Origin of the sequence: Streptomyces sp. CA-243310, from assembly GCF_050936775.1 — a bacterium.
Classification (GTDB): domain Bacteria; phylum Actinomycetota; class Actinomycetes; order Streptomycetales; family Streptomycetaceae; genus Streptomyces.
Genome location: NZ_JBNJMF010000001.1, coordinates 533,870 through 560,131, shown reverse-complemented (window position 1 = coordinate 560,131; position 26,262 = coordinate 533,870). Strand labels below are relative to the sequence as shown.

General features: G+C 73.0%; 14 protein-coding genes and 2 tRNA genes. 8 read left to right on the top strand and 8 right to left on the bottom strand.

The annotated features are described in order from the left end of the window. Window positions 1-411: 411 nt before the first annotated feature. Window positions 412-945: a MarR family winged helix-turn-helix transcriptional regulator gene (locus ACQEVM_RS02640; RefSeq protein ID WP_053676179.1), complete on the bottom strand. Its 534-nt coding sequence runs from the start codon at window positions 943-945 to the stop codon at window positions 412-414. Between the two features lie 122 nt (window positions 946-1,067). Between ACQEVM_RS02640 and ACQEVM_RS02635 the strand changes: the two genes are divergently transcribed. Then, on the top strand, window positions 1,068-2,357 hold the full coding sequence (locus ACQEVM_RS02635) for an MFS transporter (RefSeq protein ID WP_433079773.1): 1,290 nt from the start codon (window positions 1,068-1,070) through the stop codon (window positions 2,355-2,357). A gap of 58 nt (window positions 2,358-2,415) precedes the next feature. Here the strand turns inward: ACQEVM_RS02635 and ACQEVM_RS02630 are convergent, their stop codons facing one another. Next, window positions 2,416-4,161, bottom strand: coding sequence for a SpoIIE family protein phosphatase (locus tag ACQEVM_RS02630; RefSeq protein WP_433079772.1), 1,746 nt, complete (start codon window positions 4,159-4,161; stop codon window positions 2,416-2,418). Between the two features lie 157 nt (window positions 4,162-4,318). Further along, on the bottom strand, window positions 4,319-5,737 hold the full coding sequence (locus ACQEVM_RS02625; RefSeq protein WP_433074295.1) for an NAD(P)/FAD-dependent oxidoreductase: 1,419 nt from the start codon (window positions 5,735-5,737) through the stop codon (window positions 4,319-4,321). A gap of 341 nt (window positions 5,738-6,078) precedes the next feature. On the opposite strand from ACQEVM_RS02625, the gene ACQEVM_RS02620 reads away from it, so the two are divergent. After that, entirely contained in the window at window positions 6,079-6,846 is a 768-nt protein-coding gene (locus ACQEVM_RS02620) for a TetR/AcrR family transcriptional regulator (protein ID WP_433074292.1), read from the top strand. A 419-nt stretch (window positions 6,847-7,265) separates the two neighbouring features. After that, complete coding sequence (locus ACQEVM_RS02615; protein ID WP_433074289.1) at window positions 7,266-9,188, top strand: sigma-70 family RNA polymerase sigma factor; 1,923 nt, start codon at window positions 7,266-7,268, stop codon at window positions 9,186-9,188. A gap of 32 nt (window positions 9,189-9,220) precedes the next feature. On the opposite strand, the gene ACQEVM_RS02610 is transcribed toward ACQEVM_RS02615, so the two are convergent. Both ACQEVM_RS02610 and ACQEVM_RS02605 read right to left on the bottom strand, forming a co-directional pair. Then, the gene (locus tag ACQEVM_RS02610) at window positions 9,221-12,430 is read right to left on the bottom strand and encodes a BTAD domain-containing putative transcriptional regulator (RefSeq protein ID WP_433074286.1); all 3,210 of its coding nucleotides are present in this window, start codon (window positions 12,428-12,430) and stop codon (window positions 9,221-9,223) included. A 353-nt stretch (window positions 12,431-12,783) separates the two neighbouring features. Next, window positions 12,784-15,000, bottom strand: a complete 2,217-nt coding sequence (locus ACQEVM_RS02605) for an asparagine synthase-related protein (RefSeq protein WP_433074283.1) — start codon at window positions 14,998-15,000, stop codon at window positions 12,784-12,786. A 624-nt stretch (window positions 15,001-15,624) separates the two neighbouring features. Here ACQEVM_RS02605 and ACQEVM_RS02600 point away from each other — a divergent pair. The 4 genes from ACQEVM_RS02600 to ACQEVM_RS02585 all read left to right on the top strand — a co-directional run bounded on the left by ACQEVM_RS02600 (window position 15,625) and on the right by ACQEVM_RS02585 (window position 20,787). Continuing rightward, window positions 15,625-17,238: a sporulation protein gene (locus ACQEVM_RS02600; protein WP_433074280.1), complete on the top strand. Its 1,614-nt coding sequence runs from the start codon at window positions 15,625-15,627 to the stop codon at window positions 17,236-17,238. Between the two features lie 19 nt (window positions 17,239-17,257). Then, the gene (gene lhgO, locus ACQEVM_RS02595; RefSeq protein WP_433074277.1) at window positions 17,258-18,490 is read left to right on the top strand and encodes an L-2-hydroxyglutarate oxidase; all 1,233 of its coding nucleotides are present in this window, start codon (window positions 17,258-17,260) and stop codon (window positions 18,488-18,490) included. Between the two features lie 175 nt (window positions 18,491-18,665). Next, window positions 18,666-19,457: a tRNA (guanosine(46)-N7)-methyltransferase TrmB gene (gene trmB, locus ACQEVM_RS02590; RefSeq protein WP_329443642.1), complete on the top strand. Its 792-nt coding sequence runs from the start codon at window positions 18,666-18,668 to the stop codon at window positions 19,455-19,457. A 43-nt stretch (window positions 19,458-19,500) separates the two neighbouring features. Next, window positions 19,501-20,787 carry a PrsW family intramembrane metalloprotease gene (locus ACQEVM_RS02585; protein ID WP_433074274.1) on the top strand — a complete coding sequence of 429 codons (1,287 nt, stop codon included), beginning with the start codon at window positions 19,501-19,503 and terminating at the stop codon, window positions 20,785-20,787. Between the two features lie 50 nt (window positions 20,788-20,837). Here the strand turns inward: ACQEVM_RS02585 and ACQEVM_RS02580 are convergent, their stop codons facing one another. Both ACQEVM_RS02580 and ACQEVM_RS02575 read right to left on the bottom strand, forming a co-directional pair. Beyond that, window positions 20,838-21,878, bottom strand: a complete 1,041-nt coding sequence (locus ACQEVM_RS02580; RefSeq protein ID WP_433074271.1) for a M23 family metallopeptidase — start codon at window positions 21,876-21,878, stop codon at window positions 20,838-20,840. Between the two features lie 627 nt (window positions 21,879-22,505). Further along, a tRNA-Met gene (locus tag ACQEVM_RS02575) sits at window positions 22,506-22,579 on the bottom strand. A gap of 336 nt (window positions 22,580-22,915) precedes the next feature. On the opposite strand from ACQEVM_RS02575, the gene ACQEVM_RS02570 reads away from it, so the two are divergent. Continuing rightward, window positions 22,916-22,988, top strand: a tRNA-Lys gene (locus tag ACQEVM_RS02570). A gap of 280 nt (window positions 22,989-23,268) precedes the next feature. Here the strand turns inward: ACQEVM_RS02570 and ACQEVM_RS02565 are convergent. Beyond that, complete coding sequence (locus ACQEVM_RS02565) at window positions 23,269-25,560, bottom strand: DEAD/DEAH box helicase (RefSeq protein ID WP_433074268.1); 2,292 nt, start codon at window positions 25,558-25,560, stop codon at window positions 23,269-23,271. Window positions 25,561-26,262 lie beyond the last annotated feature (702 nt).

Here is a 26,262-nt window from a genome sequence, read left to right as displayed (position 1 = left end):
CGGACGCTTCCTTTGTACTCACCCTCTCGGGCTTTCCTCCGGGCGCTTCCTTCGTTCTTGCGTTTCCGACTCTATCAGAGTCAGTCTCGCTTGTTTTCCGCCTTCCAGGTTCTTCGCTTTCGCGTTTTCCCTTTCCAGCGATTCCGACTCTATCAGAACCTTTCGGCCCTGACTCCCAGTCAGGGGGGTTTGTCTTCCGGGCTGTTGGGCCCTTCCGACTCCCAGAACTCTAGTGGACTTCCCGGGCGATTCATAATCGACCTTCGGAAATTAATTCGGACATGCCGAATTCGTTCCCGGTGGGAGATCGTGCTGAGTTGGGTGCCGCAACGAGGCGGCGGGAGTTGTTGTCACCAAAACCAGTTGACTCTGGGACAACTCGAAGAACCTTACGGATCCGCAGGGGGTGTGTCAACCCCTGGCTTGGAGGTCTTCGACGCGGTCCAGGAGGCGGGTCAGCATGTCGCCCAGGACGCCACGCTCCGCGGTGGAGAGGTCTTGGAGGAGGTCCTCCTCGAAGACCGTGGCCGCGCGCATCGCGTCGAGCCACTTGCTGCGGCCCTCGTCCGTGAGTTCCACGATCACGCGGACCCGGTTGGACTCGTCGCGCTCGCGGGTGACCAGGCCCTCCGACGTCATCCGATCGATCCGGTGGGTCATCGCCGCCGGCGTGAGGCCCAGCTGCTTGGCGAGCTCGCTCGGGCCCATCCGGTACGGGGAGCCGGAGATGACGAGGGCCTTGAGGACCTCCCACTCCGCGTTGCTGATGCCCAGGGCCGCGGTCTGGCGTCCGTACGCGACGTTCATGCGGCGGTTCAGTCGACTCAGCGCCGAGACCACCTTCTCGACCTGGGGATCGAGGTCCTGGAACTCGCGCTGATAGACGGCGATCTGCTCGTCGAGGCTCGGTTCGTGGACAGGCGTAGTGCCGTCTGTGTCACCCATGGCCCGAAGTATGGCACGAGCCCGTTGGCATCTAACTCCTTCGATGTGTAGAGTTAAGGTTCGAACTTTAGGGATGAAGTCTTCAGGCTTCAGTTATCAAGGTGGTGAAAGTGACCAAGGTGATGGGCGCTGCGATGCGGCGGATCCAGGCCGGGAACGCGCTGACCGCGTTCGGCATCGGCTTCACGGTTCCGTTCCTCTACATCTACGTGGCGCAGGTGCGGAATCTGGGCTCCATGGCCGCCACGAGCGCGTTCGTGGCCTTCGCCCTGGGCGCTCTCGTCGCGCTGCCCTTCACCGGTCGGATCATCGACCGACGTGGTCCCGTCCCCGTCGTGATGGGTGCGGCGGTGGCCGCGTCCGTCGGGGCGCTGTCCCTGGGGTTGTCCACCGGGCTGGTGCCGATTCTGCTGTCCGCCCTGGCGCTGGGCGCCGGGCAGGCCGTGATGCAGCCGGCGCTGGCCACGATGATCGTGTGGTGTTCGACCCCGAGCACCCGTACGCGTGCCTTCGCGCTCCAGTTCTTCATGCAGAACCTCGGTCTCGGCATCGGTGGCCTCATCGGCGGCCAGATCGTGGACGTCGCGCACCCGGGCAGCTTCACCCTGCTGTTCGGTATCGAGGCCGTGATGTTCCTGGTCCTGGCGGGTGTCATCGCCACCGTGCGGATGCCGCACGCGCCGAGCATCAAGGACGCCGTGCCGAGGGACCCCTCGCAGGGGGGTGGCGGCTGGAAGCGGATGCTGCGGCACCAGGCCATGGTGAAGCTGCTCGTCCTGGGCTTCGTGCTCTTCTTCGCCTGCTACGGGCAGTTCGAGTCGGGTCTGGCCGCCTTCGGTACCGAGGCCGCCGGGATCTCGCCTTCCACGCTCGGGTTCGCGCTGGCCGCCAACACCGGTGCGATCGTCGTGGCGCAGTTCGTCGTACTGAGGCTCGTGGAGAAGCGGCGGCGGTCGCGGGTGATCGCGCTGGTCGGTCTGATCTGGACCGGTGCGTGGCTCATCGCCGGGTTCTCGGGTCTGGGGCACGGGAGCGCCGTGATGGCTGCGGCCGCGTTCGTGACCACGTACGCGCTCTTCGGGATCGGCGAGGCGATGCTGTCGCCGACGCTCGCGCCGCTCGTCGCGGATCTCGCGCCGGAGGGTTCCGTGGGGCAGTACAACTCCGCGTTCGCGCTGGTCAAGCAGATGGCTTTGGCGCTGGGGCCGTTGGGCGTGCCGCTCGGCGCGGGTGTGCCGATGCTCTACATCGGGGTGTTCGTGGTGGTCTCGCTGGGGATCGCGTGGCTTGCGCTGCGGCTCGGGAAGCAGCTGACTCCGGCGCAGGACAACCCGTCGCTGCTGAAGGGCGCTCCGTCGGCGCCGGCGGTTCCGGTCGCCGTGGCGAAGGCAGCGGAGCCCGCTTCCGTGTAGGTCGCTTCATGACGATGCCCCCGGTCCTTCCTCGGACCGGGGGCATCGTCATGTCGTCCTACTGCTTGTCGGGCTGCTTGTCGGGGAGTGCGAACTCGCACCAGACGGCCTTGCCGCCGCCCGGGGTGCGGCGGGATCCCCAGCTGGAGGCGATGGTGGCGACGATGGAGATGCCGCGGCCGGTTTCGTCGGCCGGTTCGGCGCGGCGGCGGCGGGGGAGGTGGTCGTCGCCGTCGGTGACCTCGATGATCAGGCGGCGGTCGGTGCGGCGCAACCGGAGGTGCATGGGCGGGGTGCCGTGTTGGAGGGAGTTCGCGACGAGTTCGCTGGCGGCCAGTACTCCGAGGTCGCACAGCTCGACGGGGAAGCGCCAGGAGGCGAGGACTCCCTGGGCGAAGGCGCGGGCGCGCGGTGCGGCCTCGATGCCTCCGAGGAGTTCCAGGGCGGCGTTGTGGAACAACTCGGCGTCGGAGCCGGTGCGGGCGGGCTGCTGGAGGACCATCACCGCGACGTCGTCGTCGTGGTCGGCGTCCACGCCGAGAGCGCGCATCAGGCGGTCGCAGATGACGGACGGGGTGCCCTGGGCGCCGGCGAGGGCGCGTTCAAGGGCGGCGACGCCTTCGTCGATGTCCTCGCCGCGCCGTTCGACGAGACCGTCGGTATAGAGGACGGCGGTGGAGCCCGGGCCCAGTGCGATGGTGCCGGAGGTGTGCAGCCAGCCGCCGGTGCCGAGCGGCGGGCCGGTGGGGTCGGCGGCGCGGCGTACGGTGCCGTGCTCGTCGCGGACCAGGATCGGGAGGTGGCCGGCGGAGGCGTACGCGAGCAGGCCCTCGTTGGGGTCGTGGACCGCGTAGACGCAGGTGGCGATCTGGCTGGCGTCGATCTCGGCGGCGAGGCCGTCGAGGAGTTGCAGGACCTCGTGGGGCGGGAGGTCGAGGCGGGCGTACGCGCGGACGGCGGTGCGCAGCTGGCCCATGACGGCGGCGGCGCGGACGCCGCGGCCCATGACGTCGCCGATGACGAGGGCGGTGCGGCCGGCCCCGAGGGTGATGACGTCGTACCAGTCGCCGCCGACGGCGGCCTCGGTGCCGCCGGGCTGATAGGTGGCGGCGATGCGGAGGTCGTCGGGCTGTTCCAGTTCCTGGGGCAGGAGGGAGCGCTGGAGGGTGACGGCCGCCTCGCGCTGGCGGCGCTCGCTGGCGCGCAGCCGTTCCGCGGCCTCGGCGTGGTCGGTGACGTCGGCGAGGTGGACCAGTACGCCGGTGTGGGGCTCCTGCGCGGGGGCGGTGTCGGTCTTGGGGAACTCGACCGGGGTGCAGGTGACGGTGTACGAGCTGCCGCCGCCGGGCGCGGTGCGGTTCTTGGCGGTACGGGGCTTGCCGCTGCGCTGGACCTGGTCGAGGAGCGGGAGCAGGCCGAGGTCGCCGAGTTCGGGGAGTGCCTGGTGGGCGGGGGCGCCGGAGGTGCGGGGGCCGAAGCCGGCGACGTAGGCGTCGTTGACGTAGGCGACGCGGTGGTCGGGGCCGTGGACGAGGGCGACGAGTGCCGGGAGCAGCCCGAGGATCTCCCGTACGGAGAGTTCGTCGAGGGCGGGTGCGGCCGGGAGGGGGCCCGCGCCCGTTCCGGAGACGGTGGGTTCCGCGGGGGCGCCGTCGATCGGGGGCGCCGGGGCGTGGGTGGCCGCGCCGCGGGCTGCGGGGACCGAGCCTTCACCCCGTTTGGCCTGGGCGGCGGCGTGTTCGGTCCGGGCGGCGGCGCGGCGCTGCGTTCCGGGGAACCTGGCGCTCCAGCGGGTGAAGTTCACTGCGTTCAAGCCTCGTGGTGTCGCAAGTGGTCGCTGTGTCTCCCCCAGCTGCCGCTGGGCGGTGCCCCCCAGGAGTCGATCGCGGACGGTGTCACTCTGTGCAGGTGTGAGCCCACCTATGGTCACACGTCCAGTGTGGCCGACCGGACTGACAACGTCAGCTCTGGCCGTCCTTCGGCGGTTGGGGCGCGGGTGGGGGTGACGGGTGCTTGGGGCCGCCTCCTGCCGCGAGTTCGAATTCTGCCCTGGGGTGTTCGAGGGAGCCTAGGGAGACGATCTCGCGTTTGAACAGACCTGAGAGGGTCCATTCCGCAAGAACGCGCATCTTGCGGTTGAAGGTGGGGACGCGGCTGAGGTGGTAAGTGCGATGCATCAGCCAGGCCGGGTAGCCCTTGAGCTTGCGGCCGTAGATGAACGCGACGCCCTTGTGGAGGCCGAGGGAGGCGACGGAACCGGCGTACTTGTGGGCGTACTCGGTGAGGACCTCGTCGCGCAGGGCGGCGAGGAGGTTGTCGGCGAGGGACCGGGCCTGGCGGACTGCGTGCTGCGCGTTGGGGGCGCATTCGCGGCCCGGTTCGGCGGCGGTGATGTCGGGGACGGCTGCCGCGTCACCGGCCGCCCAGGCGTGTTCGACGCCCTCGACGGTGAGGAAGGCCGTGCAGGCGAGGCGGCCGCGTTCGTTCTTGGGCAGGTCGCAGGCGGCGAGGATCGGGTGGGGTTTGACGCCGGCGGTCCAGACGACGGTGCGGGTGGGGAAGCGTGCGCCGTCGCTGAGGACGGCGACGCGGTTCTCGCAGGATTCGAGGCGGGTTTCCAGGCGTACGTCGATGTTGCGTCGGCGCAGTTCACGAACGGTGTAGACGCCCATCTCGGGGCCGACTTCGGGGAGGATCCGGTCGCTGGCCTCGACCAGTACCCATTTCATGTCCTCGGGCTTGATGTTGTGGTAGTACCGGGCCGCGAAGCGCGCCATGTCCTCCAGCTCGCCGAGGGCCTCGACGCCCGCGTATCCGCCGCCCACGAAGACGAAGGTGAGGGCGGCGTCGCGGATGGCGGGATCGCGGGTGGAGGAGGCGATGTCCATCTGTTCGATGACGTGGTTGCGCAGGCCGATGGCCTCTTCGACCGTCTTGAACCCGATGCCGTAGTCGGCGAGCCCGGGGACGGGGAGGGTGCGCGAGACGGAGCCGGGCGCGAGGACGAGTTCGTCGTAGGCGATCTCGATGTCGCCGGCACCCTCCTCGGCGGTGGCGAGGGTGGTGACGGTCGCGACGCGCTTGGCGTGGTCGATGCGCTGGGCCTGACCGATGACGATGCGGCACTTGGCCAGGACGCGGCGCAGGGGCACGACGACGTGGCGGGGGGAGATGGATCCGGCGGCCGCCTCGGGGAGGAACGGCTGGTACGTCATGTAGGGCTCGGGGGTGATCACCGTGACCTCGGCTTCGCCGGATCTCAGCTTTCGTTGGAGCCGGAGCGCCGTGTACATGCCGACGTATCCGCCGCCGACGATGAGGATGCGCGTTCGGGGCGGGGTACCGGGGTCCGTGCCCCGCGAGTTAGCAGCCTTCACCATCCCATGACGCAACGTGGCCGGGAGTTTGTCCACAGGCCCGACAGATTGTGTGACCGGAGAGAGTGGTGGGGCGGGTCGGTCGGAGGCTGCGGATCCGGGTGCAGGAGCGCAGGTCAGCAGGTGCGGAGGGAGTGATTCCGGAGGCTTGCGGCGGAAAAGTGGGGGTGAATGCTCCGATCGGGCGGTGCTCCGTCCGGGGCTGCCCCTTCTGAATTGACTCTGGCTCAACTATGTTCGTAACTCGTCGAGGAGTAGGACCAGGGCCCCGTGACCGTGGCCCCCCTCGGCGTGAAGGCGGGGAGTGTCTCCGGGGGGAGACAGATGATTACCGGGGGAAACATATGCACATTTCCGATTTCCATGGCTCTGCGACCGCTCTGTCTACTGACAGCGGCCGCGTGATGACAGGTGCCACCACGCACGGAATGGGTCGCTCCACGCCGCTGCGCGTCGACGCCCAGCGCAACCTCGAACACGTCCTGCGCGCGGCCCGCGAGGTCTTCGGCGAGCTGGGCTACGGGGCTCCCATGGAGGACGTGGCGCGGCGCGCCCGCGTCGGCGTCGGCACGGTGTACCGGCGCTTCCCGAGCAAGGACGTGCTGGTCCGACGAATAGCCGAGGAAGAGACCGCCCGGCTGACCGACCAGGCCACGTCCGCTCTGGGCCAGGAGGAGGAGCCGTGGCAGGCGCTGTCGCGCTTCCTGCGCACCTCCGTGGCCTCCGGCGCCGGACGGCTGCTGCCGCCGCAGGTGCTGCGGGTCGGCCCGGCCGCCGAGGACGGGATCGAGGAGGCCGAGACGGCGAGGGTTCCGCACCAGCGTCAGGCCGGCGGGACCGGCGGGCCGGACCTTCGGGTCGTGGGCGCGCGGACGGCCGTCGAGGACGAGCTCTCGGACGACTCCGGCGCGGGTGCGCTGCTGGAGGTGGTCGGCCGGCTGGTGGACCGAGCTCGGGAGGCGGGTGAGTTGCGTGCCGACGTCACCGTGGCCGATGTGCTGCTGGTGATAGCGACCGCCGCGCCCGCACTCCCGGACCCGGCGCAGCAGGCCGCGGCTTCGGCCCGGCTGCTGGAGATCCTGCTGGAGGGTCTGCGGTCCCGCACGGTCTGAGTCGGGGTGCGGTGAGCGGCGGGGTGCGGTGAGCGGCTCGGCGTGGTCCTCTGCTTGGTCCTCGGCTCGGCGCTGTGATCGGCTCGGCGCCGTGACCGGCGTGCCGTGATCGGCGGCGTGCCGGGGGCGGCGTGACCGGCGTCGCGGGGTGATCCGTGGGCGGTGACCGGCAGGCGGCTCGGCGTGTGGCGGTGCCTTGCGGCGAGTGGCGTGTCGGGCGGCCTTCGTGTCGGTCTTCGTCGACGTGGTCGACCGGTTCCCTCGAACGGCCACTCGCTCGAACGGGTGAGTATCAGCACGGCGATTCGCCGGATGCTCCTCGGATGAGTGGATGGCCGTGAGAGGGGGCCGGCGCACCCGCGCCGTGTGCCACGCTGGATCGGTGTACCGGTTGAGTGTGCCGTGCGGGGGCTTCCGCAATGAACGTTGACGGGCGAGACGAGTCCCTCGGTGGCGGCGAGGTCGAGGCGGGCAGCCTGCCCGCGCGGCAGGTACCCGCGCAGCGCGAGCCGGGTGGCCGGTACGTCGGTCCGGGAGCCGAGGACGGCGAACCACAGCCATCGGATGCGGACTTGATCGCGCGGATGCGTGGCGGTGACGACGGTTCGTACGAGGAGTTGTTCCGTCGGCACGCCGACTCCGTACGGCGCTACGCGCGCACGTGCTGCCGGGACGCACACACCGCCGACGATCTGACCGGCGAGGTGTTCGCACGGACCCTTCAGGCTGTGCGGGGCGGGGCGGGGCCGGACCATTCGGTGCGGGCGTACCTGCTCACCACCGTGCGGCGGGTCGCGGCCTCGTGGGCGAAGACCGCCAAACGGGAGCACTTGGTCGAGGACTTCGCGGTGTTCGCGGAGCAGGCGGCCACGGGTGCGGAGGGCGGCGCGGGGCTGGCCGGGCTCTCCGGTGACGACACCCTGGAGTGGGGCGCGGACGTTCGGGCGATGCACGAGGCCGAGCAGTCCCTGGCGATGCGCGCCTTCCGGAGTCTGCCCGAGCGGTGGCAGGCCGTTCTGTGGCACACGACTGTCGAGGAGGAATCGCCGAGTGCGGTCGCCCCGCTGTTCGGGCTGAGCCCCAACGCGACCGCGGTGCTGGCCAGTCGGGCACGTGAGGGGCTCAAGCAGGCCTATCTGCAGGCCCACGTGAGTTCGGCGTTGGTCGAGGGCGGGGACTGCGCGCGGTACGCCGACCGGTTGGGCGCGTACGCCCGGGGCGGATTGCGGATGCGGGCGGAGCGGGGGCTGCGCAAGCACTTGGAGGAGTGCGTCAAGTGCCGGCTCGCCGCCGGGGAGCTCAAGGACGTCAACGCGGGGATTCCCGCGCTGTTGCCGGTGGCGGTCATCGGATGGTTCGCGGCCGGGTACGCGGCGAAGGCGGCCGGGGTGGTGGCCGGTGGCGCCGTGGCCGCCGGTGGTGCGGGGGCTGCCGCAGCCGCGGTCGGTGGATCCTCGGCCGGGGCCGCGGGGGCGGGTGGCGGGGCGGGGGCTTCGGCCGGGGCCGGCGGGGCCGTGGTGTCCGAAGGTCTGGGCGTGCCGGCGAAGGCCGCCATCGCCGCCGGGATCGCGGTCGCGGCGGCCGCCGGGGTGGTGTTCGCGCTGGCCGGGGACGATTCCGCGCCGCAGCCCCGGGCGAAGCCGGCGCCCGCGGTGGCGGCGCCGGCGGTGCCCGCTCCCGCCCCGCCCGCGCCGGAGCCGATCCCGCCGGTGGCCAAGGCACCGGTGGTGAAGGCGCCGGTGGCGCGGGTTGCCGTACCGCCTCGACGCAGTGCCGCGCCGGCACCGAGTCGGGCGCCTTCGGCCGGGCCGTCGGCGTCGAAGCCGGCCGTCGTACGCCCGACGCCGAAGCCCTCGCCCACCCGTACGCCGCCGAAGTCGCCGGCTCCGGCGGTGCCCGCGCCGGCGCAGGGGTTCGCGTTGGCGCGGCTCGGGTACTCCGGGTACGGGAAGCACACCGCACCGGAGCTGCGGACCTGGGCCGGCAGTTGGGTGTGGCAACGCTGGGGGCTGGAGGTCGGGGGGCGGCGGTTCTCGCAGGGAATCACCGTCGAATCCCGTTCCTCGGTGGAGATCAACCTCAACCGGCAGTGCGCGAGCTTCTCCGCGCGGGCCGGGGTGGACGGTCTGGCGCTGCTGACCGACGCCGAGGTCCGGTTCTCGGTGTACGGCGACGGGCGGCGACTGTGGCGGTCCGGCGCCCTCGGACATGGCGACGCGCCCGCCCGGGTCGAGGTGTCGTTGGCCGGACACCAGACGTTGCGTCTGGTGGTGGAGCGGGTCGGTCCGGGGCGGCTGCCGGCGTTGGCGAGCTGGGCGGACGGGGTGATCAGCTGTACGTGAGCGCGGTGATCAGCCGCTCTTGAGCAGGGTGATCAGCAGTTGCTCTTGAGCAGGGCCGCGACCTCGGGCGGGGTCATTTCGGCGCCCGCCGTCTCCTCCGCAGCGGAGCGGGCGGGGCCGAGGAGGGCGCGGGCCCGTTCGGGGAACCCGTCGAGGAACGCCTCCTCGGGGACCGAGCGGGGGTGTCCCGAGCGCCATGCGGTGGCCGCCGCGAGGACCCGCAGGGCTTCGCCGGGCCGGTCGGTGGCGGCCAGCAGCCCGGCCGCGGTCTCGGCGAGGGCGGCCAGGACCCTTTCCGCGCAGTGCGTGGAGATCGCGTCGGCGAAGGCGGGCCCCACGCCGGCGAGCGCGGCGCGCGGGCCCTGGTCGTGGGCGACGAGAAGGGCTTCGATGTTGTCGAGCCCCGCGATGAACTGTGGGGGGACGCCGGCTCCCCTGGATTCGGCTCGGGCGACGACGTACTCGGCGCGGGCCTTGGCGTGGTCGCCCCGGTAGAGGGCGATCATCGAGGCGAGCAGGCGGGCGAAGGCCCGTACGTCGTACACCCCTCCGTACTTGCGCGACTCCCGGTCCGACTCGGCGAGGAGTCGTTCGGCGGCTTCCATGGCCCCGGAGCAGTAGGCGGCCTCCGCGATCCGGGCGATGGCGAAGGGCGCCTCTATGTGGGCGCCGACCTCGCGGGCGAGGCGCAGGCACTCCTCGTACTCGATGCGGGCCCAGTCGTACTGGCCGCGGGAGAGGGCGACCTCGCCGGCGGCGCTCGACACCTGCGCCCGCGTCCAGCGGTCGCCGACGCGGTGGGCGATCTCGTGGAGTTCGACGAGATCGGCATCGACGGTGTGCAGGCCTCCGGTCATGTCGATGGCGACATGGGTGCGGAGCATGAGAATGACACCGAGTTCCCAATCCCCTCCGTGTCGGCGGCAGTTCTCGACGGCCTCGTCGAGGTCGGTGTGGAAGTCGAGGAAGTCGCCGGTGAGGAGGGCGGTCGTGGGCCACAGGATGCCGGGGAAGGCGTTGGTCTCCGGGGAGCCGCGGCGGAAGGCTTCCTTGATGCGGCGGGCGAGCGCCCGGTACTCGGGGCTGCGGAACTCCTCTGCCTCGTTGGATTCCGAGCGCAGGAACATCCGGAGCACCTGGAGGCGCAGGCGGGTCAGGTACGCGGGTGACTCCTCGGGCGGTTCGGTCGGAGTGAGGGCGAGGACGCGGACGGTCCACTCGGCGCCCTCGACCCGGTAGTTGCGCAGCCACCAGAACCAGCCCAGGGCGAAGACCAGGCGCTGGGCGGTGTCGGCGTCGCCCTCCCGCACGGCCAGGTCGAGGGCCGCACGGAGGTTGTCCAACTCGCTCTCGACGCGCCGGATCCAGGGCAGCTGGGCGGCCGAGCGCAGCAGGGGTTCGGCTTCCTCCGCGAGGGCGAGGAAGTGCGCGGCGTGGCGCAGGGCGGTCGTGCGGGCCTGCGCCGGCTCGTCGGCGGCGCGGGAGAGGGCGTACTCGTGGATGGTCTCGAGCATCCGGTACCGCATGCCGTCGGGGGTGGGCTCGGCCAGGACGAGGGACTTGTCGACGAGGGAGCCGAGGACGTCGGCCACGTCGAGGGCGGGTTCCGCGCAGACGGCCTCGGCGGCGGTCAGGTCGCAGCCGCCGGTGAAGACGGCGAGGCGGCGCAGGACGGCGCGTTCGGGTTCGGTGAGCAGGTCCCAGGACCAGTCGACGACGGCGCGCAGGGTCTGTTGGCGGGGCAGGAGCGTGCGGGATCCGCCGGTCAGGAGCCGGAAGCGGTCGTCGAGCCGGTCGGCGATCTGGCGCGGGGTGAGCAGCCGCAACCGGGCGGCGGCGAGTTCGATGGCGAGCGGAAGACCGTCGAGGCGGGCGCAGATCTCGGCGACGGCCGCCGGGTCGTCGTCCGGGGTGAACCCGGGCTGGGCGGAGGCCGCCCGGTCGGCGAACAGCCGGTGCGCGGGATCGGGCGGCAGGGGCTCCACGGGGCGCAGCACCTCGCCGGGAACACCGAGGGGTTCACGGCTGGTGGCGAGGACGCGGATGCCGGGGCAGTGCGCGAGGAGCCGGTCGGCGAGGTCGGCGGCCGCGCCGATGACGTGTTCGCAGTTGTCGAGGACGAGGAGCAGGCTGCGGTGGGCGCAGTGGTCGATGAGCAGGGTGGTGGGGTCCTCGGCCGGTGACTTCTCACGGGCGACAAGGCCGTTCTCGCGCAGGCCGAGGGCGCTGAGCACGGCGCCGGGCACGGCCGCGGGGTGGTCGAGGCGGGCGAGTTCGACGAGCCAGCCCGGTTCCGGGTGATCGGCCGCCGCGTGCTCGGCGAGGCGGGTCTTCCCTGAGCCGCCGGGGCCGATGAGGGTGACGAGGCGGTGCCGGGACAGGTCCCCGTGGAGAGCCTCCAGGTCGGGCTCGCGGCCCACGAAGGAGGTGAGGCGGGGGCGGAGGTTGCCGCGCGGTGCCTCCGGCGGTTCGGGGGGTGCGGGGGGTTCCGGGGGCGGACGCAGGAGTTCCGCGTGGAAGGCGCGCAGGGCGGGGCCGGGGTCGGCGCCGAGGCTCTCGGCGAGGGTGCGGCGGGTGCGCTCGTACGCGGCGAGGGCGTCGGCGGGGCGGCCGGCGGCGCGCAGCGTGCGGAGCTGGAGCACGCGGAGGGGTTCGTCGTACGGGTGCTCGTGGATCAGTGCGTCCAGCTCGGGCAGCAGGGACGCCGGGTCCGCGACGGCGGCCCGGAGTTCGGCCTCGACCCGGCCGCGCCGCACGGCCGTGCGGAGAGCCTCCGGGGCGGCGGCGAGGACGGAACGGGCGGGCTCGGGAAGGTCTGCGAGGGCCGGGCCGCGCCAGAGGGCGAGGGCGGAGCGGAGGGTCGCGGCGGCGATGGCGGGAGGCGTCGCGGGGTCGTCGAGCTGTCGGGCGCCATCGCGGGCGAGTCGGGTGAAGCGGTGGAGGTCCACGTCCTCGCGGGCCGCGGCGAGGCGGTAGCCGCCGGTCGGGTCGGCGAGGACGCGGTCGTGCGCGCCGAGGGCGCGGCGCAGCCGGGACACGAGTGCCTGGAGGGCGGCGGGCGCGTCCCGGGGCGGGTCGTCTCCCCACACCTCGTCGACGAGGTCCGCCACGGTGACGGCGAGCGGGGAACCGGCGCGGAGCGCGAGGGAGGCGAGCAGGGCGCGGAGGCGGGCGCCGCCCATGGGGAGGGGGGCGTGGGAGTCGTCGCGGGCCTCGGTGGGACCGAGGAGGAGGTACTGCACCGGGCAATTCTGCCCTTCCCCTGGCCGGGGTGGGTGGGGATTTGTGGCCGCGTGGCGTGGGCGCGTGGCGCGTGGCGCGGGTCTGGGGGCGTTGTCCGTGCGGGGTGCCGCTGCATCGCTGCCGGCCCCGGCCGCCCCGGACGCCTCGAACGCCGGCGGGGCTGGAACCGGGCGGCGATGCGGTGGGAGGCCGCGGATCGGCGGAGCCGGAATCGGCACGTCCCGGGTGACCGGCGTTCGGGGAACGGATGCCGTGTGTACGCGCCCCCGCCTCGCTGCCGACCCCGGCCGCCCCGGACGCCTCGAACGCCCGCGGGGCTGGAAACGGGGCGGCGATGCGGTGGGGTTGGGGGTCAGGAGAGGGCTGGGCGGCGGTGGGGGATGCCTGTGGGGACGGCGCGGCGGCGGGGGGCGGTGGTGCCCGTCCAGCAGGTACCGCGGCGGGCGAGGAGGCGGTGGAGCCACAGTTCCATGGAGACGAGTTCGGCGAGTCCGTCCAGGGGGACGGGCCGGCCGTCGGCGGCGTCGAGCAGGGCCTGTCGGACGACGCGGGCCTCGATCAGGCCCGCGTCCGCCAGCAGGGGGGCGGCGAAGAGGGCGAGCAGGTCGGGCAGGGCGGCGCGCAGGCCGAGTCGGGTCGCGGTCTCGTGGGGGGCGTGGGCGGTGACGCCCCAGCCGGGCGGGAGTTCGCGTACTCCGGCGGAGGACAGGACGCTGCGCAGGATCGTCGCGCGGGCGCCGGGTTGGACGCGCAGGGACTCGGGGAGGGCGCGGGCGGCCCGTACGACCTGGTTGTCGAGGAACGGGGCGTGCAGGCGTTGGCTGCGTACCTCGACGGCCTGCTCGAACACCCGGTGGTCGGCGGCGTGGCGGGCGAGGACGGCGCGGGCGCGGGCCTCGCCGGGGCGCAGCGACAGGGGTGGGCGCCCCGCGGCGGCGGTGAGTCGGATCGCGACCTCGGCGAGGGCTTCGCCGGTGAGCCAGCCCGCGGCGGGGCCGGGGCGGGACCAGGTCAGGGCGGCGAGGGAGGCGTCGACGGGGGTGAGGGCGCCGGCCGAGGGGGCTCCGTCGCGCAGTCGGGCGGCGGCGGCTTCCATGCCCGCGCGGTACGGGGTGCGGGCGAGGCGGCGGGCGGCGGAGTAGACGGTGAGCGGTACGAACAGGGACTCGCCGGCGGCCGAGCGGGCGAGGGCGGCGACGGGGCGCAGGAGGTGGCGTCTGCGGCGGTCCATCAGGAGGTCGGCGAGTCGGGCGGGGTGGGCGTCGAGGACCTGGCGGGCTCCGTGGCCGGTGAAGTGGTCGGCGGAGCCGGCGGCGAGTCTGCGTCGTTCGCGGGCGGCGAAGACGAGGGAGGGGCCGGGTTCGTCGGTGAGCGGGCCGTCGAGTTCGGCGTACGGGAGGGCTTCCTCGGCGGCGGCCACGACCACGTGGTGGAGGCGGGGGTCGGCGGCGATGGCGTGGGCGCGTTCGAGTTCCCCCTCGCGGCCCTGGGGGGTGGCGAGGTCGTTGAAGGTGACGGCGAGGAGGCGTTCGCCGGATTGCCGCAGGACGGAGCCCGGGGAGCCGGGGAGGCCGGCGGCGAGGAGGGCGAGGGTCGCGGAGGCGCTGCCGCCGGAGAGGTCGGCGCCGACGCCGGGGACGGGGGCGCCGCGGGCGGCGCGGCGGTCGGCGGGTCCCATTCCGGGCACGGGGCCGGGGTCGGGGAGCAGGGTGTCGGGGGCATGGCGGGGTGCCGTGAGCCGGGCGCGCACCGCGTCGACCAATGCTTCGCGCACGCCCTCCACGGCGCGCTCGGGGTCGGCCTCGGGGGCGGCCACGGCGAGGGAGGCCACGGATTCGTAGCCGGTGATCTCGCGGGAGCCCTCGCGCAGGATCAGGGTGTGGCCGGGCGGGATGCGTCGAACGCCGACGTACGGTGTGCCGTCGCCCAGTGCCTCGGGGCTGTCGGGGCAGGCCAGGAGGGCGGCGAGGTGGCCGATGTCGAGCTGCGCCTCGATGAGGTCGGCGAGGGGGAGCGCGGCGGTGGCGTACGCGGTTCCGCCCGCCCAGGGCGTGTAGAAGACGGGGCGGGCGCCGGCGAGGTCGCCGAGGACGGTGATGCGACGGCCGGCCTGGACGACGGCGGTGTAGCTGCCGGACCACTGGGTGAGGTGGCGCAGGGCGCCGCCGCGGGCGGCGTACAGGGCGCGGCGCAGTTCGGCGTCGGTGGCTCCGCAGCAGCCGAGGACGGCGAGCCGGGTGAAGGGGTCGGCGGGGTCGGCGGTGACGGTGCGGATCTCGTCGGGGCGCCAGTCGCCGACGGCCCAGAGGGGGTCGGGGTCGCCCCACAGGAGTTGGGCGCCGACGGGTTGGACGGTGCGTTCGGCGTCCTGGGCGGCGGGGTCGTCGGGGTGGGCCGCGTCGGCGATGCCACCGTGCGGAGGGTCCGCGTAGGTGGTTCCGTACGGGGGGCCGTCGGCGCCGGGTCGGTGCGAGGACCCGTACGCGGAACCGGAAACGCCCTGGCCGGAGACGCGTCCGGCCGTGCCGAAGCTCGCGGCGATACTGCTCCACCCGACCAACCAGCGCACGCCGCCGCCTCCCCAGCCCGTGGGCACATGACCGGGGCACGTACAGCGTGGTCGGCGTGCGGGCGCGACCGTACGGACCCCGGGTGGTTCGGGGTCCATGCTGCCACGAGACAGGCGTGCGAGAGGGGTTAAGGGGGGCGCACATGCAAACGAACACGCCCCCGCCACGCGGTATTTGGCGTTCCGTGCCCGGCGTCCCATAGGTCGGTTTCGGCCATTCTTCGGCCGTACTGATTTCCCGCGCCGCCCGGGTTCCCGGGGCGCGGCCCGGGAGGCGGTAGCCACCCCCCGAACCGTTCCGCCACCCGCGGGGATTGAGGCAGCGGCGTCCCCCGGCCCACCCGATCCACGCGGCGGGCCGACCCACGCACCGCACATCGAATCGTCGGGCCCGAGGGGCAACCAGAGCGCACGGCCGGGCGCACGGCCACACGGACGGAGCACGCGCTGACACGTGCGCCCCGGGTGTGGGCCCCACCCCGACTGTGCGTACGGACAACAATCCCGCCATACGGAAGTGGAGGCCTTAACGCTTGGGAGGCGGGGAACTACGCTGGGTTTACGAAATGCCGGGCGCCTATGCCCCGGCGGCGTCTGCGTTCCGCGTGTGACGAGGGGTGGCGCATGTCCAGGGAGCTCCGCGAGCCCAATGAGAAGCTCGGCGCCGTCCTCGCCCTCGCGGGCATCAGCAACGCGGGGCTGGCCCGGCGCGTGAACGACCTCGGCGCACAGCGCGGCCTGACGCTTCGGTACGACAAGACGTCGGTGGCGCGTTGGGTGTCCAAGGGGATGGTGCCGCAGGGCGCCGCCCCGCATCTGATCGCCGCCGCGATCGGGGCGAAGCTGGGGCGGCCGGTGCCGCTGCACGAGATCGGGCTGGCGGACGCCGACCCCGCGCCGGAGGTCGGTCTGGCCTTCCCCCGCGACGTGGGGGCGGCGGTGCGGTCGGCCACGGATCTGTACCGGCTCGACCTCGCGGGTCGGCGGGGCGGTGGCGGGATCTGGCAGTCACTGGCCGGCTCCTTCGCCGTGTCCGCGTACGCGACGCCCGCTTCACGCTGGCTGATATCCCCCGCCGACAGTTCCGTCGCGCGCGAGCCGGGGGCCGGTTCGGGCGAGGCGCAGGCGCGGGAACTCCCGACGGAGGCGCCGTACACCGCGCCCCCGGCCTCGATCGCGGCCACGGCCGCCGCGCCGTCCGAGGTGGTCCCGCGGATCCCGGAGACCCCGCGCGTCGCGTCCACGCCGCGCACCGCGCACGCCCCGCGCGAACCGGGTGGTGCCACGAAGGGCGCCCCGGCGCCGGCGGAGGTGCTCCCGCAGCGCGTGGGCCACAGCGACGTCACCAAGCTGCGTGAGGCCGCCGAGGACGCGCGCCGCTGGGACTCCAAGTACGGCGGCGGCGACTGGCGTTCCTCGATGGTCCCGGAGTGCCTGCGGGTGGACGCGGCGCCCCTGCTGCTCGGCTCGTACACCGACGAGGTGGGGCGCGCGCTGTTCGGCGCCACCGCCGAACTGACCCGGCTCGCCGGGTGGATGGCCTTCGACACCGGCCAGCAGGAAGCGGCCCAGCGCTACTACATCCAGGCGCTCAGGCTCGCCCGGGCCGCCGCGGACGTGCCGCTCGGCGGGTACGTGTTGGCCTCGATGTCCCTCCAGGCGACCTACCGGGACTTCCCGGACGAGGGCGTGGACCTGGCCCAGGCCGCCGTCGAGCGCAACCGCGGCCTCGCGACCGCCCGCACCATGAGCTTCTTCCGCCTCGTCGAGGCCCGGGCGCACGCGAAGGCCGGCGACCCGGTGGCCGCAGGGGCGGCGCTGCGGGCCTCCGAGGGCTGGCTGGAGCGGGCCCGGGAGGGCGACGCGGATCCGACCTGGCTGGGTTTCTACTCGTACGACCGGTTCGCGGCGGATGCGGCGGAATGTTACCGAGACCTCAAACTCCCCCGGCAGGTCCGCCGCTTCACCGAGCAGGCGCTGTCCCGGCCGACCGAGGAGTACGTGCGCTCGCACGGCCTGCGCCTGGTGGTGAGCGCGGTCGCGGAGCTGGAGTCGGGCAACCTCGACGCGGCGTGCGCGGCCGGTACCCGGGCAGTAGAGGTCGCGGGGCGGATCTCTTCCGCGCGGACGAACGAGTACGTACGGGACCTGCTGCACCGGCTGGAACCGTACGGCGACGAACCGCGTGTCGTGGAGCTGCGCGAACGGGCCCGGCCGCTGCTGGTCGCCCCCGCGTAGCCACGTTGTCGGTGGCGGGGTGCAGTATGCAGGGGTGGGAGGTGTCAGCGTGGGCGGCGGCGTGGACTGCGACGTACTGGTGATCGGTGGCGGAATCGTCGGCCTGTCGACAGCGCATGCCTTGGCGCGGCTGGCCCCGGGGACCCGGGTGGTGGTCCTGGAGAAGGAGCCCGGCCCGGCCCGGCACCAGACGGGTCGCAACAGCGGTGTGATCCACAGCGGCATCTACTACCGGCCGGGCTCGCTGAAGGCGCGGTTCGCGGTCGGCGGTGCCGCCGAGATGGTCAAGTTCTGCGCGGAGCACGGGATCGCGCACGAGGTGACGGGCAAGCTGATCGTCGCCACGGAGCGGTCCGAGCTGCCGCGACTGCACGCGCTGGTCCAGCGGGGCCGGGAGAACGGCATCCCCGTGCGGGAGCTGGGCCCGGCCCAGATCTCGGAGTACGAGCCGGAGGTGCGCGGGCTGGCCGCGATCCATGTCGGCACGACCGGGATCGTGGACTACGGCCAGGTCGCGGCCCAGCTGGCGGAGTCCTCCGGGGCCGAAATCGTCTACGGCGGCGCGGTCGACCTGATCTCGCGACGTTCCGGCGGGGTCGCGGTGCGCACCACGTCGGGCACGGTGGTGCGGGCGCGGGTGCTGGTGAACTGCGCCGGGTTGCAGTGCGACCGCATCGCGCGGCTGGCCGGTGACGACCCGGGGATGCGGATCGTGCCCTTCCGGGGCGAGTACTACGACCTGGCGCGGCCCTCGCTGGTCCGGGGCCTGGTCTATCCGGTGCCGGACCCGGCGTTCCCCTTCCTCGGGGTGCACCTGACCCGGGGCATCGGCGGCGGGGTCCACGTCGGCCCGAACGCGGTGCCGGCGCTCGCCCGGGAGGGGTACGGCTGGGGGGTGGTCCGGCCGCGGGACCTCGCCGACGAGCTCGCCTGGCCGGGATCCTGGCGGATGGCCGCGCGGCACTGGCGGTACGGCGCGGGCGAGATCCGACGGTCGCTGTCGAGACGGGCGTTCACCGAGGCCGTGCGGCGGCTGCTGCCGGCCGTGGTGGCCTCGGACCTGGTCCCGGCCGCGGCCGGGGTGCGGGCGCAGGCCGTCCTGCGCGACGGGACGCTCGTGGACGACTTCCTGATCCGGGAGGCGCCGCGCACGGTGCACGTCCTCAACGCCCCGTCGCCCGCCGCGACCGCGTCGCTTCCGATCGGGCGGGAGGTGGCCCGGCGCGCCCTGGCCACCCTGAACACGACCTGACCGGCCTGACCGGCCTGACCGACCCGACGACCTGACCGGCCCCACAACCGACCCGGCCCGACCCCACAACCGGCCCGAGAACCTGATCCGACGGCCTCGGCCCGATGACCCGGCGGGCCGGGAACGGGCGGCGGGGTGGGCCGGGTCGTAGAATCGGCGCATTGTGTCTGAGCCCATGAATCCCCAGTCGCCGAGCGCCCCCGAGGGCGGCGCCACGTACACGCCTCCCAAGTGGCGCACCGAGCCCCGCTTCCCGGACGGGCCCGCGCCCGACCCGGCGGGCTCGCACCACGAGCGCCGGATCCGCAGCTTCCAGCCGCGCCGCAGCCGGGTGACCACCGGGCAGGGCGAGGCCCTGAAACGGCTCTGGGGCACCTGGGGGTTGGACATCGACGGGCACGAGGTCCTCGACCTCAAGGCGATGTTCGACGGGCTGCCGGTGGTCCTGGAGATCGGCTTCGGGATGGGCGAGGCGACCGCGCAGATGGCCGCCGCCGACCCGGACACCGGGATCCTCGCCGCCGACGTGCACACCCCCGGCCAGGGCAACCTGCTCGCGCTCGCCGAACGGGGCGGCATGACCAACGTCCGCGTCGCCAACGGCGACGCGATCATCCTGCTCCGCGAGATGCTTCCGCCGGACTCCCTCGCCGGGCTGCGCGTGTACTTCCCGGACCCCTGGCCCAAGGCCCGCCACCACAAGCGGCGCCTGATCCAGCCCGAGTTCCTCGATCTGGCCGCGACCCGCCTGGCGCCCGGCGCGGTGTTGCACTGCGCGACCGACTGGGAACCGTACGCCGAGCAGATGCTGGAAGTCCTCACCGCGCACCCGAGGTTCGAGAACACCCGGGCGGACGGCGGCTACGCGCCCCGCCCCGACTTCCGACCGCTGACCCGCTTCGAGGGCCAGGGCCTCGACAAGGGGCACGTCGTACACGACTTGCTCTTCCGTCGCTCGGAGAACTGACAACGTCACTCCGTGTGTCAGAGCCGCTCGCTAGGGTGATGGCGTGTATCGAGCGCTCACGGGTGTGCTCGCACGTCCGTCGGGCCGGGCCCGTGCGTGCGTGCTCGTCGTGCTGCTCGCCGTGCCCGGAGTCGCGATCCTCGAACTCGTGCGGGAGCAGACCGGCACACCCGGTTTCTTCGTGGGGTTCGGTCTCGCCCTGCTGCCGGTACCGCCGCTCATGGCGGCGTTCCGGTGGTCGGGGCGGGCCGCGCCCGGCCCTTGGCGGCAGTCGATGTTCTGCTTCGGCTGGGGGGCCTGTACCGCGGCGCTGATCGCCATACTGGCCAACAGCTTCGCCACCCAGTGGATCGCCGCGGCCACCGCCGATCCCACCGATGCCGATCAGCTCGGCTCGGTGGCCATCGCCCCGGTCGTCGAGGAGAGCGCCAAGGCCGCCGCGCTGGTACTGGTGCTCGTCTTCCGAAGACGCCGACTCTCCGGGCCGGTCGACGGCTTCGTGCTCGCCGGGTTCACCGCCACGGGCTTCGCCTTCACCGAGAACATCCTGTACCTGGGCAACGCCTTCGACGAGGACCTGTCCAGTGGCACCGGCGTGCTCGACTCCCTCACGGCGGCGACCTTCTTCGTACGGATCGTCCTGTCCCCGTTCGCGCACCCGCTGTTCACGGTGCTCACCGGCCTCGGTCTCGGCGCCGGCCTGCTGCGCTCGCGCCGGTCGGCGCGGATCGGGCTGCCGCTGCTCGGGCTGGCCTGCGCGATGGCGCTGCACGCGCTGTGGAACAGCTCGTCGGAGTTCGGGGAGTACGGGTTCTACGTGGTCTACGGCTGCGTGATGGTCCCGGCGTTCGGGCTGCTGCTGTGGCTGGCCGTGCGGACCCGGCGTCGGCTGTTGCGGGCCGTCGCCGCCGAACTCGCGGTGTACGCCGCCGCCGGCTGGCTCGGCCGGGCGGAGGTACCGGCCCTGGCGTCGATGCCCGCCCGGTCGCTGGCCCGCGCCCTGGCCCGGCGCACCGGTGGCCGCGCGGCCGGCCGGACCGTCGCCCGGTACCAGTCGGACGCCGCCGCGCTCGCCCTGCTGCGCCACCGCGCCCGCCGGGGCGGGCCGGGCCGGGAGCCGGATTTCGCGCGGCGGGAAAGGGAGTTGCTCGGGAGGATGTGGTTGCGCCGGGCCACGGCGGCGCCCGCCCTCGCGCGGGCGGCGGTGATGGAGGACTTGCTTCCGCCGTGGTTCGACCCGGTCCCGGCCTCGGGGCGGGCAACGCTGACCTCGGTGCCGGCACCGAGGCGCGCGGACGAGAGGCGGCCCGCGGCCGACGTCAGACGCTGAGGCCGCACGAGGACGGGGAGGGGCGCTCCGGCGGCCGGGGGCCCCGGGGGTCAGACGTTGAGGCCCTTGGAGTTCAGCCATGCGAGCGGGTCCATCGTGGAGCCGCCCTGGCGGACCTCCAGGTGGAGGTGGGCTCCGGTGACGTTGCCGGTGGCGCCGACACGGCCGATGGTGTCGCCCGCGCCCACGGACCCGGAGGTCACCGACATGGAGGACAGGTGGCAGTACCAGATCTCGGTTCCGTCATCGAGCTGGAGCACGATCCGGTAGCCGTACGCCCCGGAGTAACCGGCCGAGGTGATCTTCCCGCTGCCCACGGCCTTGACCGGGGTGCCGGTCGGGGCGGCGAAGTCGAGGCCGGTGTGGTGGCCGGAGGACCACATTGAGCCGGAGTCGCCGTAGTGCGAGGTGAGCGTGTAGGCGGAGGTCGGCAGAACGAAGTCGCCTGACGCCTGCGCGGGGCGTTCCGCCTCGGCCTTGGCCGCAGCGGCGGCTTCGGCGGCGGCCTTCTCGGCCGCGACCCGGGCCTTCTCGGCCTTCGCGTCCTGCTCCGCCTTCTCGGCGGCGGCCTTCTCGGCCGCCTCCCGCTTGACCTTGGCCTCCTGGGCGGCGGCTTCCTGTGCGGCGCGCTCGGCGTCCGCCCTGAGTCGGGCGTCGTCGTCGTGCGCCCGCGTCTCGGCCTGCTGGAGGATGCGGTTCAGCAGCGCCGCGCCGGCGTCGGCCTGGCCCTGGGTCCGCTCTCCCCCGCCGACCTGCTGCGGGATGCTCACTGCCCGCGCGGCCTGCACGGCCTCGTCCGCGGCCCCCGAGGCGTGGTCGTCGTTGCCCAGGAGGTCGGGGAACGACGGCATGGTGATGGCCACTTGGGGGCGGTCCTGCGCGGTGGCTATGCCGCCCGCGCCGACGGCGGCGATGACGCCGACACCGAGCACGGTCGAGCTGCGGGCCAGTCCGCCGCGCGGCTTGAGGACGCGGTGCTTGCCGCGGAGCGGCCGGGCCGAGTCCTCGGTCGGGTTCCACTCGCCCCAGGCGCCCGCCGTGGGCGACTCCTGGATGTCGACGCCGTCTTGGGCAGGCGAGTTGGAGGCCACGGGGGCACACTCCTCAAAGCAGGGGAACGCGCGCGGCGCCGTCTCTTGCGACGGCCGGGACGACCGCGCTGCGTTATCGAACGGTAATAGACGTGGGGGAGTGATTCCAAGCTGTTGCGATTGATCGTTAACACCAATCGGCCACTGCCTGAACAGCTTTGGCCTGGACATTGGGCCTGATAGCACTTATCTCGGGCAAAAATCCATGCACACCCTCACCACTTCAGCCACAGTGGCAAAGTGACGACCCATCAGAGGCTTAACGGAGTGCGCCACTTCGGACACGTACCGTTACGCGGGAGGCCCTCACGCGGCCTGCGCCGCCTCGTACGGCGCGCCGAGGCGGGTTCCTTGCCGCTGCGCCGAACGACGCGGTTGATCAGGAGCGCCGGCCCGGAGACGGTGACCACCATCGCGGGCTCGGTCACCGACTCGGCCCGTCCACTGTGCCGCCACCGCCGCATCGCCCCTCAAGGCCGGCGTCGGGAAGGTCCGCGGGCGATCGGGCCGGGGCCGTACGGGTGACGTGTGCACCGGCGTCGGATGGGAGCGACGAAGGCCCGGGACGGAGTACGGGAGAACGACGAAGGCCCGGTCCCCCTGAGGGGACCGGGCCTTCGTACTGAGTAGCGGGGGCAGGATTTGAACCTACGACCTCTGGGTTATGAGCCCAGCGAGCTACCGAGCTGCTCCACCCCGCGTCGGTAAACACAACTCTACGTCATGTGGGGGATGGCCCCCGCCAATTAACCCTCCAAGAGCCCCCCGAAGCGGCATCATCGCAGGTCAGAGGCCTTGAGAATGGATTCAGGACGGTCCTCGGAAGGCCTCGCGCGGCGCCGGCCCCGCCGGTGGGGAGCGCGCGCCGCGCCGGTCGAACGGGCCCTCACCAAGGCTCGGAGACGGGTCGATCCGCCGCGTGCGCGCCCGAGCGAGGGGCGCCGACCACCGGTGGCGGGAAACCGCCGGGCCGCTCCGGTCGATACCCGATCGGCCTTGCGCCCCTCTGCGGCTATGCTCTGGGGTGAGCACGCCGAGGGCCATTAGCTCAATTGGCAGAGCAGCGGACTTTTAATCCGTTGGTTGTCGGTTCGAGTCCGACATGGCCTACAGCTCGCGGTCGAAGGTCATGCCTGCGACCTGGCACAGAGCGCCCCGTCTGGTTTCGGCCAGGCGGGGCGCTCCGTCGTTTCCGGGTGCTCTCGGGCGCAGTTGGCGCGTTGCGGCGTTCCGGTGCCGGACGGCCGCCCCGGGCTCGCAGCGCGGCGCGTGCGGCCTTCGAGGGGCGCTCACGGGAAACGGAAGCGGGAACGGCGACGGGAAACGGGCTCGGCCCCCACCGCACCGGAGTGCCGTGGGGGCCGAGCCCGTGTCAGATGACGCTCAGACGTCAGCCGTTGCGCTTCCAGCGGGGCTTGTCGTCACGACGGCCACCGAAGGAACCGGTCGAACCGGAGCCGGAGGGGCGGTTGTCGTCACGACGGCCGTAGGGGCGGTCGCCGGCGCCGCCGGAGCGGAAGCCACCGGACGGACGGTCGCCACCACCGGAGCGGAAGCCACCGGAGGGACGGTCGCCACCGCGGTCGTCACGGTTGAAGCCGCCCGAGGGACGGTCGTCACGGCGGAAGCCGCCACGGTCGCCACCGCGGTCGTCACGGTTGAAGCCGCCCGAGGGACGGTCGTCGCGACGGAAGCCGCCACCACGGTTGTCGTCACGACGGTCGCCACCGGAACGGAAACCACCGGACGGACGGTCGCCACCGGAACGGAAACCACCGGACGGACGGTCGCCACCGGAACGGAAACCACCACGGTCGCCACCGCGGTCGTCACGGTTGAAGCCGCCCGAGGGACGGTCGTCGCGACGGAAGCCGCCACCACGGTTGTCATCGCGACGGTCGCCACCGGAACGGAAGCCACCGGACGGACGGTCGCCACCGGAACGGAAGCCGCCACCGCGGTTGTCGTCACGACGGTCGCCACCGGAACGGAAACCGCCACGGTCGCCACCACGGTCGCCACCGCGGTCGTCACGACGGTTGTCGCGACGCTCGAAGTTGCCGCGGTCGTCACGACGCTCGAAGGTGCGCTCCTGGACGACGGGCTCGGCAACGGCGGCCGCGACCTCGGCCTCGGCGGCCTCGACCACCTCGGCGACGGCGGCGTCCGGGTCCTCGCCACGCTCGCGGGCGGAGCGGGCGACGAGGCGGTCGGCCTCCTCGCGCAGCTCGCCGGCGCGGCGGGTCAGGCGCTCCAGCTGCTTGGTGAGGTCGGCGACCTCACGCTCGGCCTGCTTGGCGGCGTTGTTCGCGGAGTCGGCCTGGACCTGCGTCAGCGAACGCGCGCCGGTGATCTCGGCGACCTCGGGGTCGAAGGCGCCGACGCCCTGGACGATGTGGCGCGAGGCGTCGACGCCCGCGTCCTCCATCAGGCGGAAGATCTGGCGACGCTGGTGCGGGAGCGCCAGCGACACGACGACACCGGACTTGCCGGCGCGGGCGGTGCGGCCCGAGCGGTGCAGGTAGTCCTTGTGGTCGCCGGCCGGGTCCACGTTCAGGACCAGGTCGATGCCGTCGACGTGGATGCCGCGGGCGGCGACGTCGGTGGCGACGAGCGCGTTGACGTAGCCGTCCTTGAAGTCGGCGAGGACGCGGGTACGGGCGCCCTGCGTCATGCCGCCGTGCAGCGCGTCGGCCTTCACGCCGGCCTCGATGAGCTGCTCGGCGATGCGGTCGGCGCCCAGCTGGGTGCGGACGAAGATGATCGTGCGGCCCTTGCGGGCGGCGATCGCGGCCGTGACGGGCGCCTTGTCCTTCGGCTTCACGACGAGGACGTGGTGGGTCATGGTCGTGACGTTGCCCTGCGCGCTGTCGACCTCGTGCGTGACGGGGTTCGTCAGGTAGCGCTTGACCAGGGTGCCGATCTCGTTCTCCATGGTGGCGGAGAAGAGCATGCGCTGGCCGCCGCCGGGGATCTGGTCGAGCAGCTCGGTGACCTCGGGCAGGAAGCCCAGGTCGGCCATCTGGTCGGCCTCGTCGAGGACCGCGACCTGGACGTTCGCCAGGGAGCAGGCGCCGCGGTTGATGATGTCGCGCAGACGACCGGGGGTGGCGACGAGGACGTCGACACCGCGCTCCAGAGCGAAGATCTGGTTGCTCATGGAGGTACCGCCGCAGACGACCTTCATCTTGAGGCCGAGCACGTCGCCGTAGGGCTGGAGGGCGTCCGCGACCTGCATCGCGAGCTCACGGGTCGGCGTGAGGATGATCGCGCGGGGCTTCTTCTTCTCGGTGTGACCGCCGGCCAGGGAGGCCAGGGTCGGCAGACCGAAGGAGAGGGTCTTGCCGGAGCCGGTGCGGCCTCGGCCGAGGATGTCCTTGCCGGCCAGGGCGTCCGGGATGGTCGCGGCCTGGATCGGGAAGGGGCTCGTGACGCCGTTCTGGGCGAGCTTGCGCACGATGCCGTCCGGCAGACCGAGGTCGCCGAAGGTGATGGTGGGTTCGGCGTCGGCCTCGTCGGCCTCGTCGATGGACTGGTCGGTCACGTCGGCCTCAAGAGCCTCGATGATCTCGTTCGCCTCAGCGGCCTCGATGGCCTCGGTGACCGCGAGGGTCTCGGCGGTGACGATCTCGTTCGAGTCGTTCTCGGGCATGACGGTGCGGTCAGAACTGGAAATGGACATGCGAAATGCGAAACCTTCCGGAGTCTCGGCACGCGCCCAAACTCCGTGAATCGCAAATCGACCGCCTCAATGCGGTCAGCCACGGCTAGGGAGTACGCGCCACACGGCGCTCTTCGGATTCGGCGCCGGGCAATGGGATCAAACGATCTATAACCATACGCACCCTCCTGGGGGTCTGGCAAGTCACTCCCCCCAAGAGGCATCTGACCTGCGACGATCCCCGGAGGTCAGAGCCGGACGACCGCCGACAAACCTCCCCGATACGACTACCCGACGACCGGAGGACTCGGCTCCGGCTGAGGCGGCGTGGGCTCCGGGGTGGGCTGTGTCACAGGCGGTTCGGGCGTGGGTTCCACCACAGGCGGAGTGGGATTCGACCCTCCGGACCCACCGGCGGCCGCGCCACCGCCGGAACCCGATCCCGACCCCGATCCCGTACCGGCGGAACCCGAGCCGCCGGAACCGGCGGCACCACCGGCGGCGGAGCCCCCGCCGGTCGGCTGCTGCGGCCCCTGGCCACCCGCCCCGCCCCCCGGCCCGGCCGACGGCGAGGGAGCGCCCGGCTTGGCGGGCGCGCCCGGACTGGGTGAGGCCCCGGTCGCGCCGGAGGCCTTGCCCGGCTCCACGGTCTTGCCGTCCGGGGTGGTCCCCGTACCGCCCTTAGCGCCGCGGCCGTTGCCGTGGACGCCGGAGCCCCGCCCG

Bases quoted from the DNA above. Each gene is read 5' to 3' on its own strand.
- ACQEVM_RS02640 (WP_053676179.1), bottom strand. From the start codon at position 945: ATGGGTGACACAGACGGCACTACGCCTGTCCACGAACCGAGCCTCGAC.
- ACQEVM_RS02635 (WP_433079773.1), top strand. From the start codon at position 1,068: ATGGGCGCTGCGATGCGGCGGATCCAGGCCGGGAACGCGCTGACCGCG.
- ACQEVM_RS02625 (WP_433074295.1), bottom strand. From the start codon at position 5,737: ATGGTGAAGGCTGCTAACTCGCGGGGCACGGACCCCGGTACCCCGCCC.
- ACQEVM_RS02620 (WP_433074292.1), top strand. From the start codon at position 6,079: ATGCACATTTCCGATTTCCATGGCTCTGCGACCGCTCTGTCTACTGAC.
- ACQEVM_RS02615 (WP_433074289.1), top strand. From the start codon at position 7,266: ATGAACGTTGACGGGCGAGACGAGTCCCTCGGTGGCGGCGAGGTCGAG.
- ACQEVM_RS02600 (WP_433074280.1), top strand. From the start codon at position 15,625: ATGTCCAGGGAGCTCCGCGAGCCCAATGAGAAGCTCGGCGCCGTCCTC.
- trmB (WP_329443642.1), top strand. From the start codon at position 18,666: ATGAATCCCCAGTCGCCGAGCGCCCCCGAGGGCGGCGCCACGTACACG.
- ACQEVM_RS02565 (WP_433074268.1), bottom strand. From the start codon at position 25,560: ATGTCCATTTCCAGTTCTGACCGCACCGTCATGCCCGAGAACGACTCG.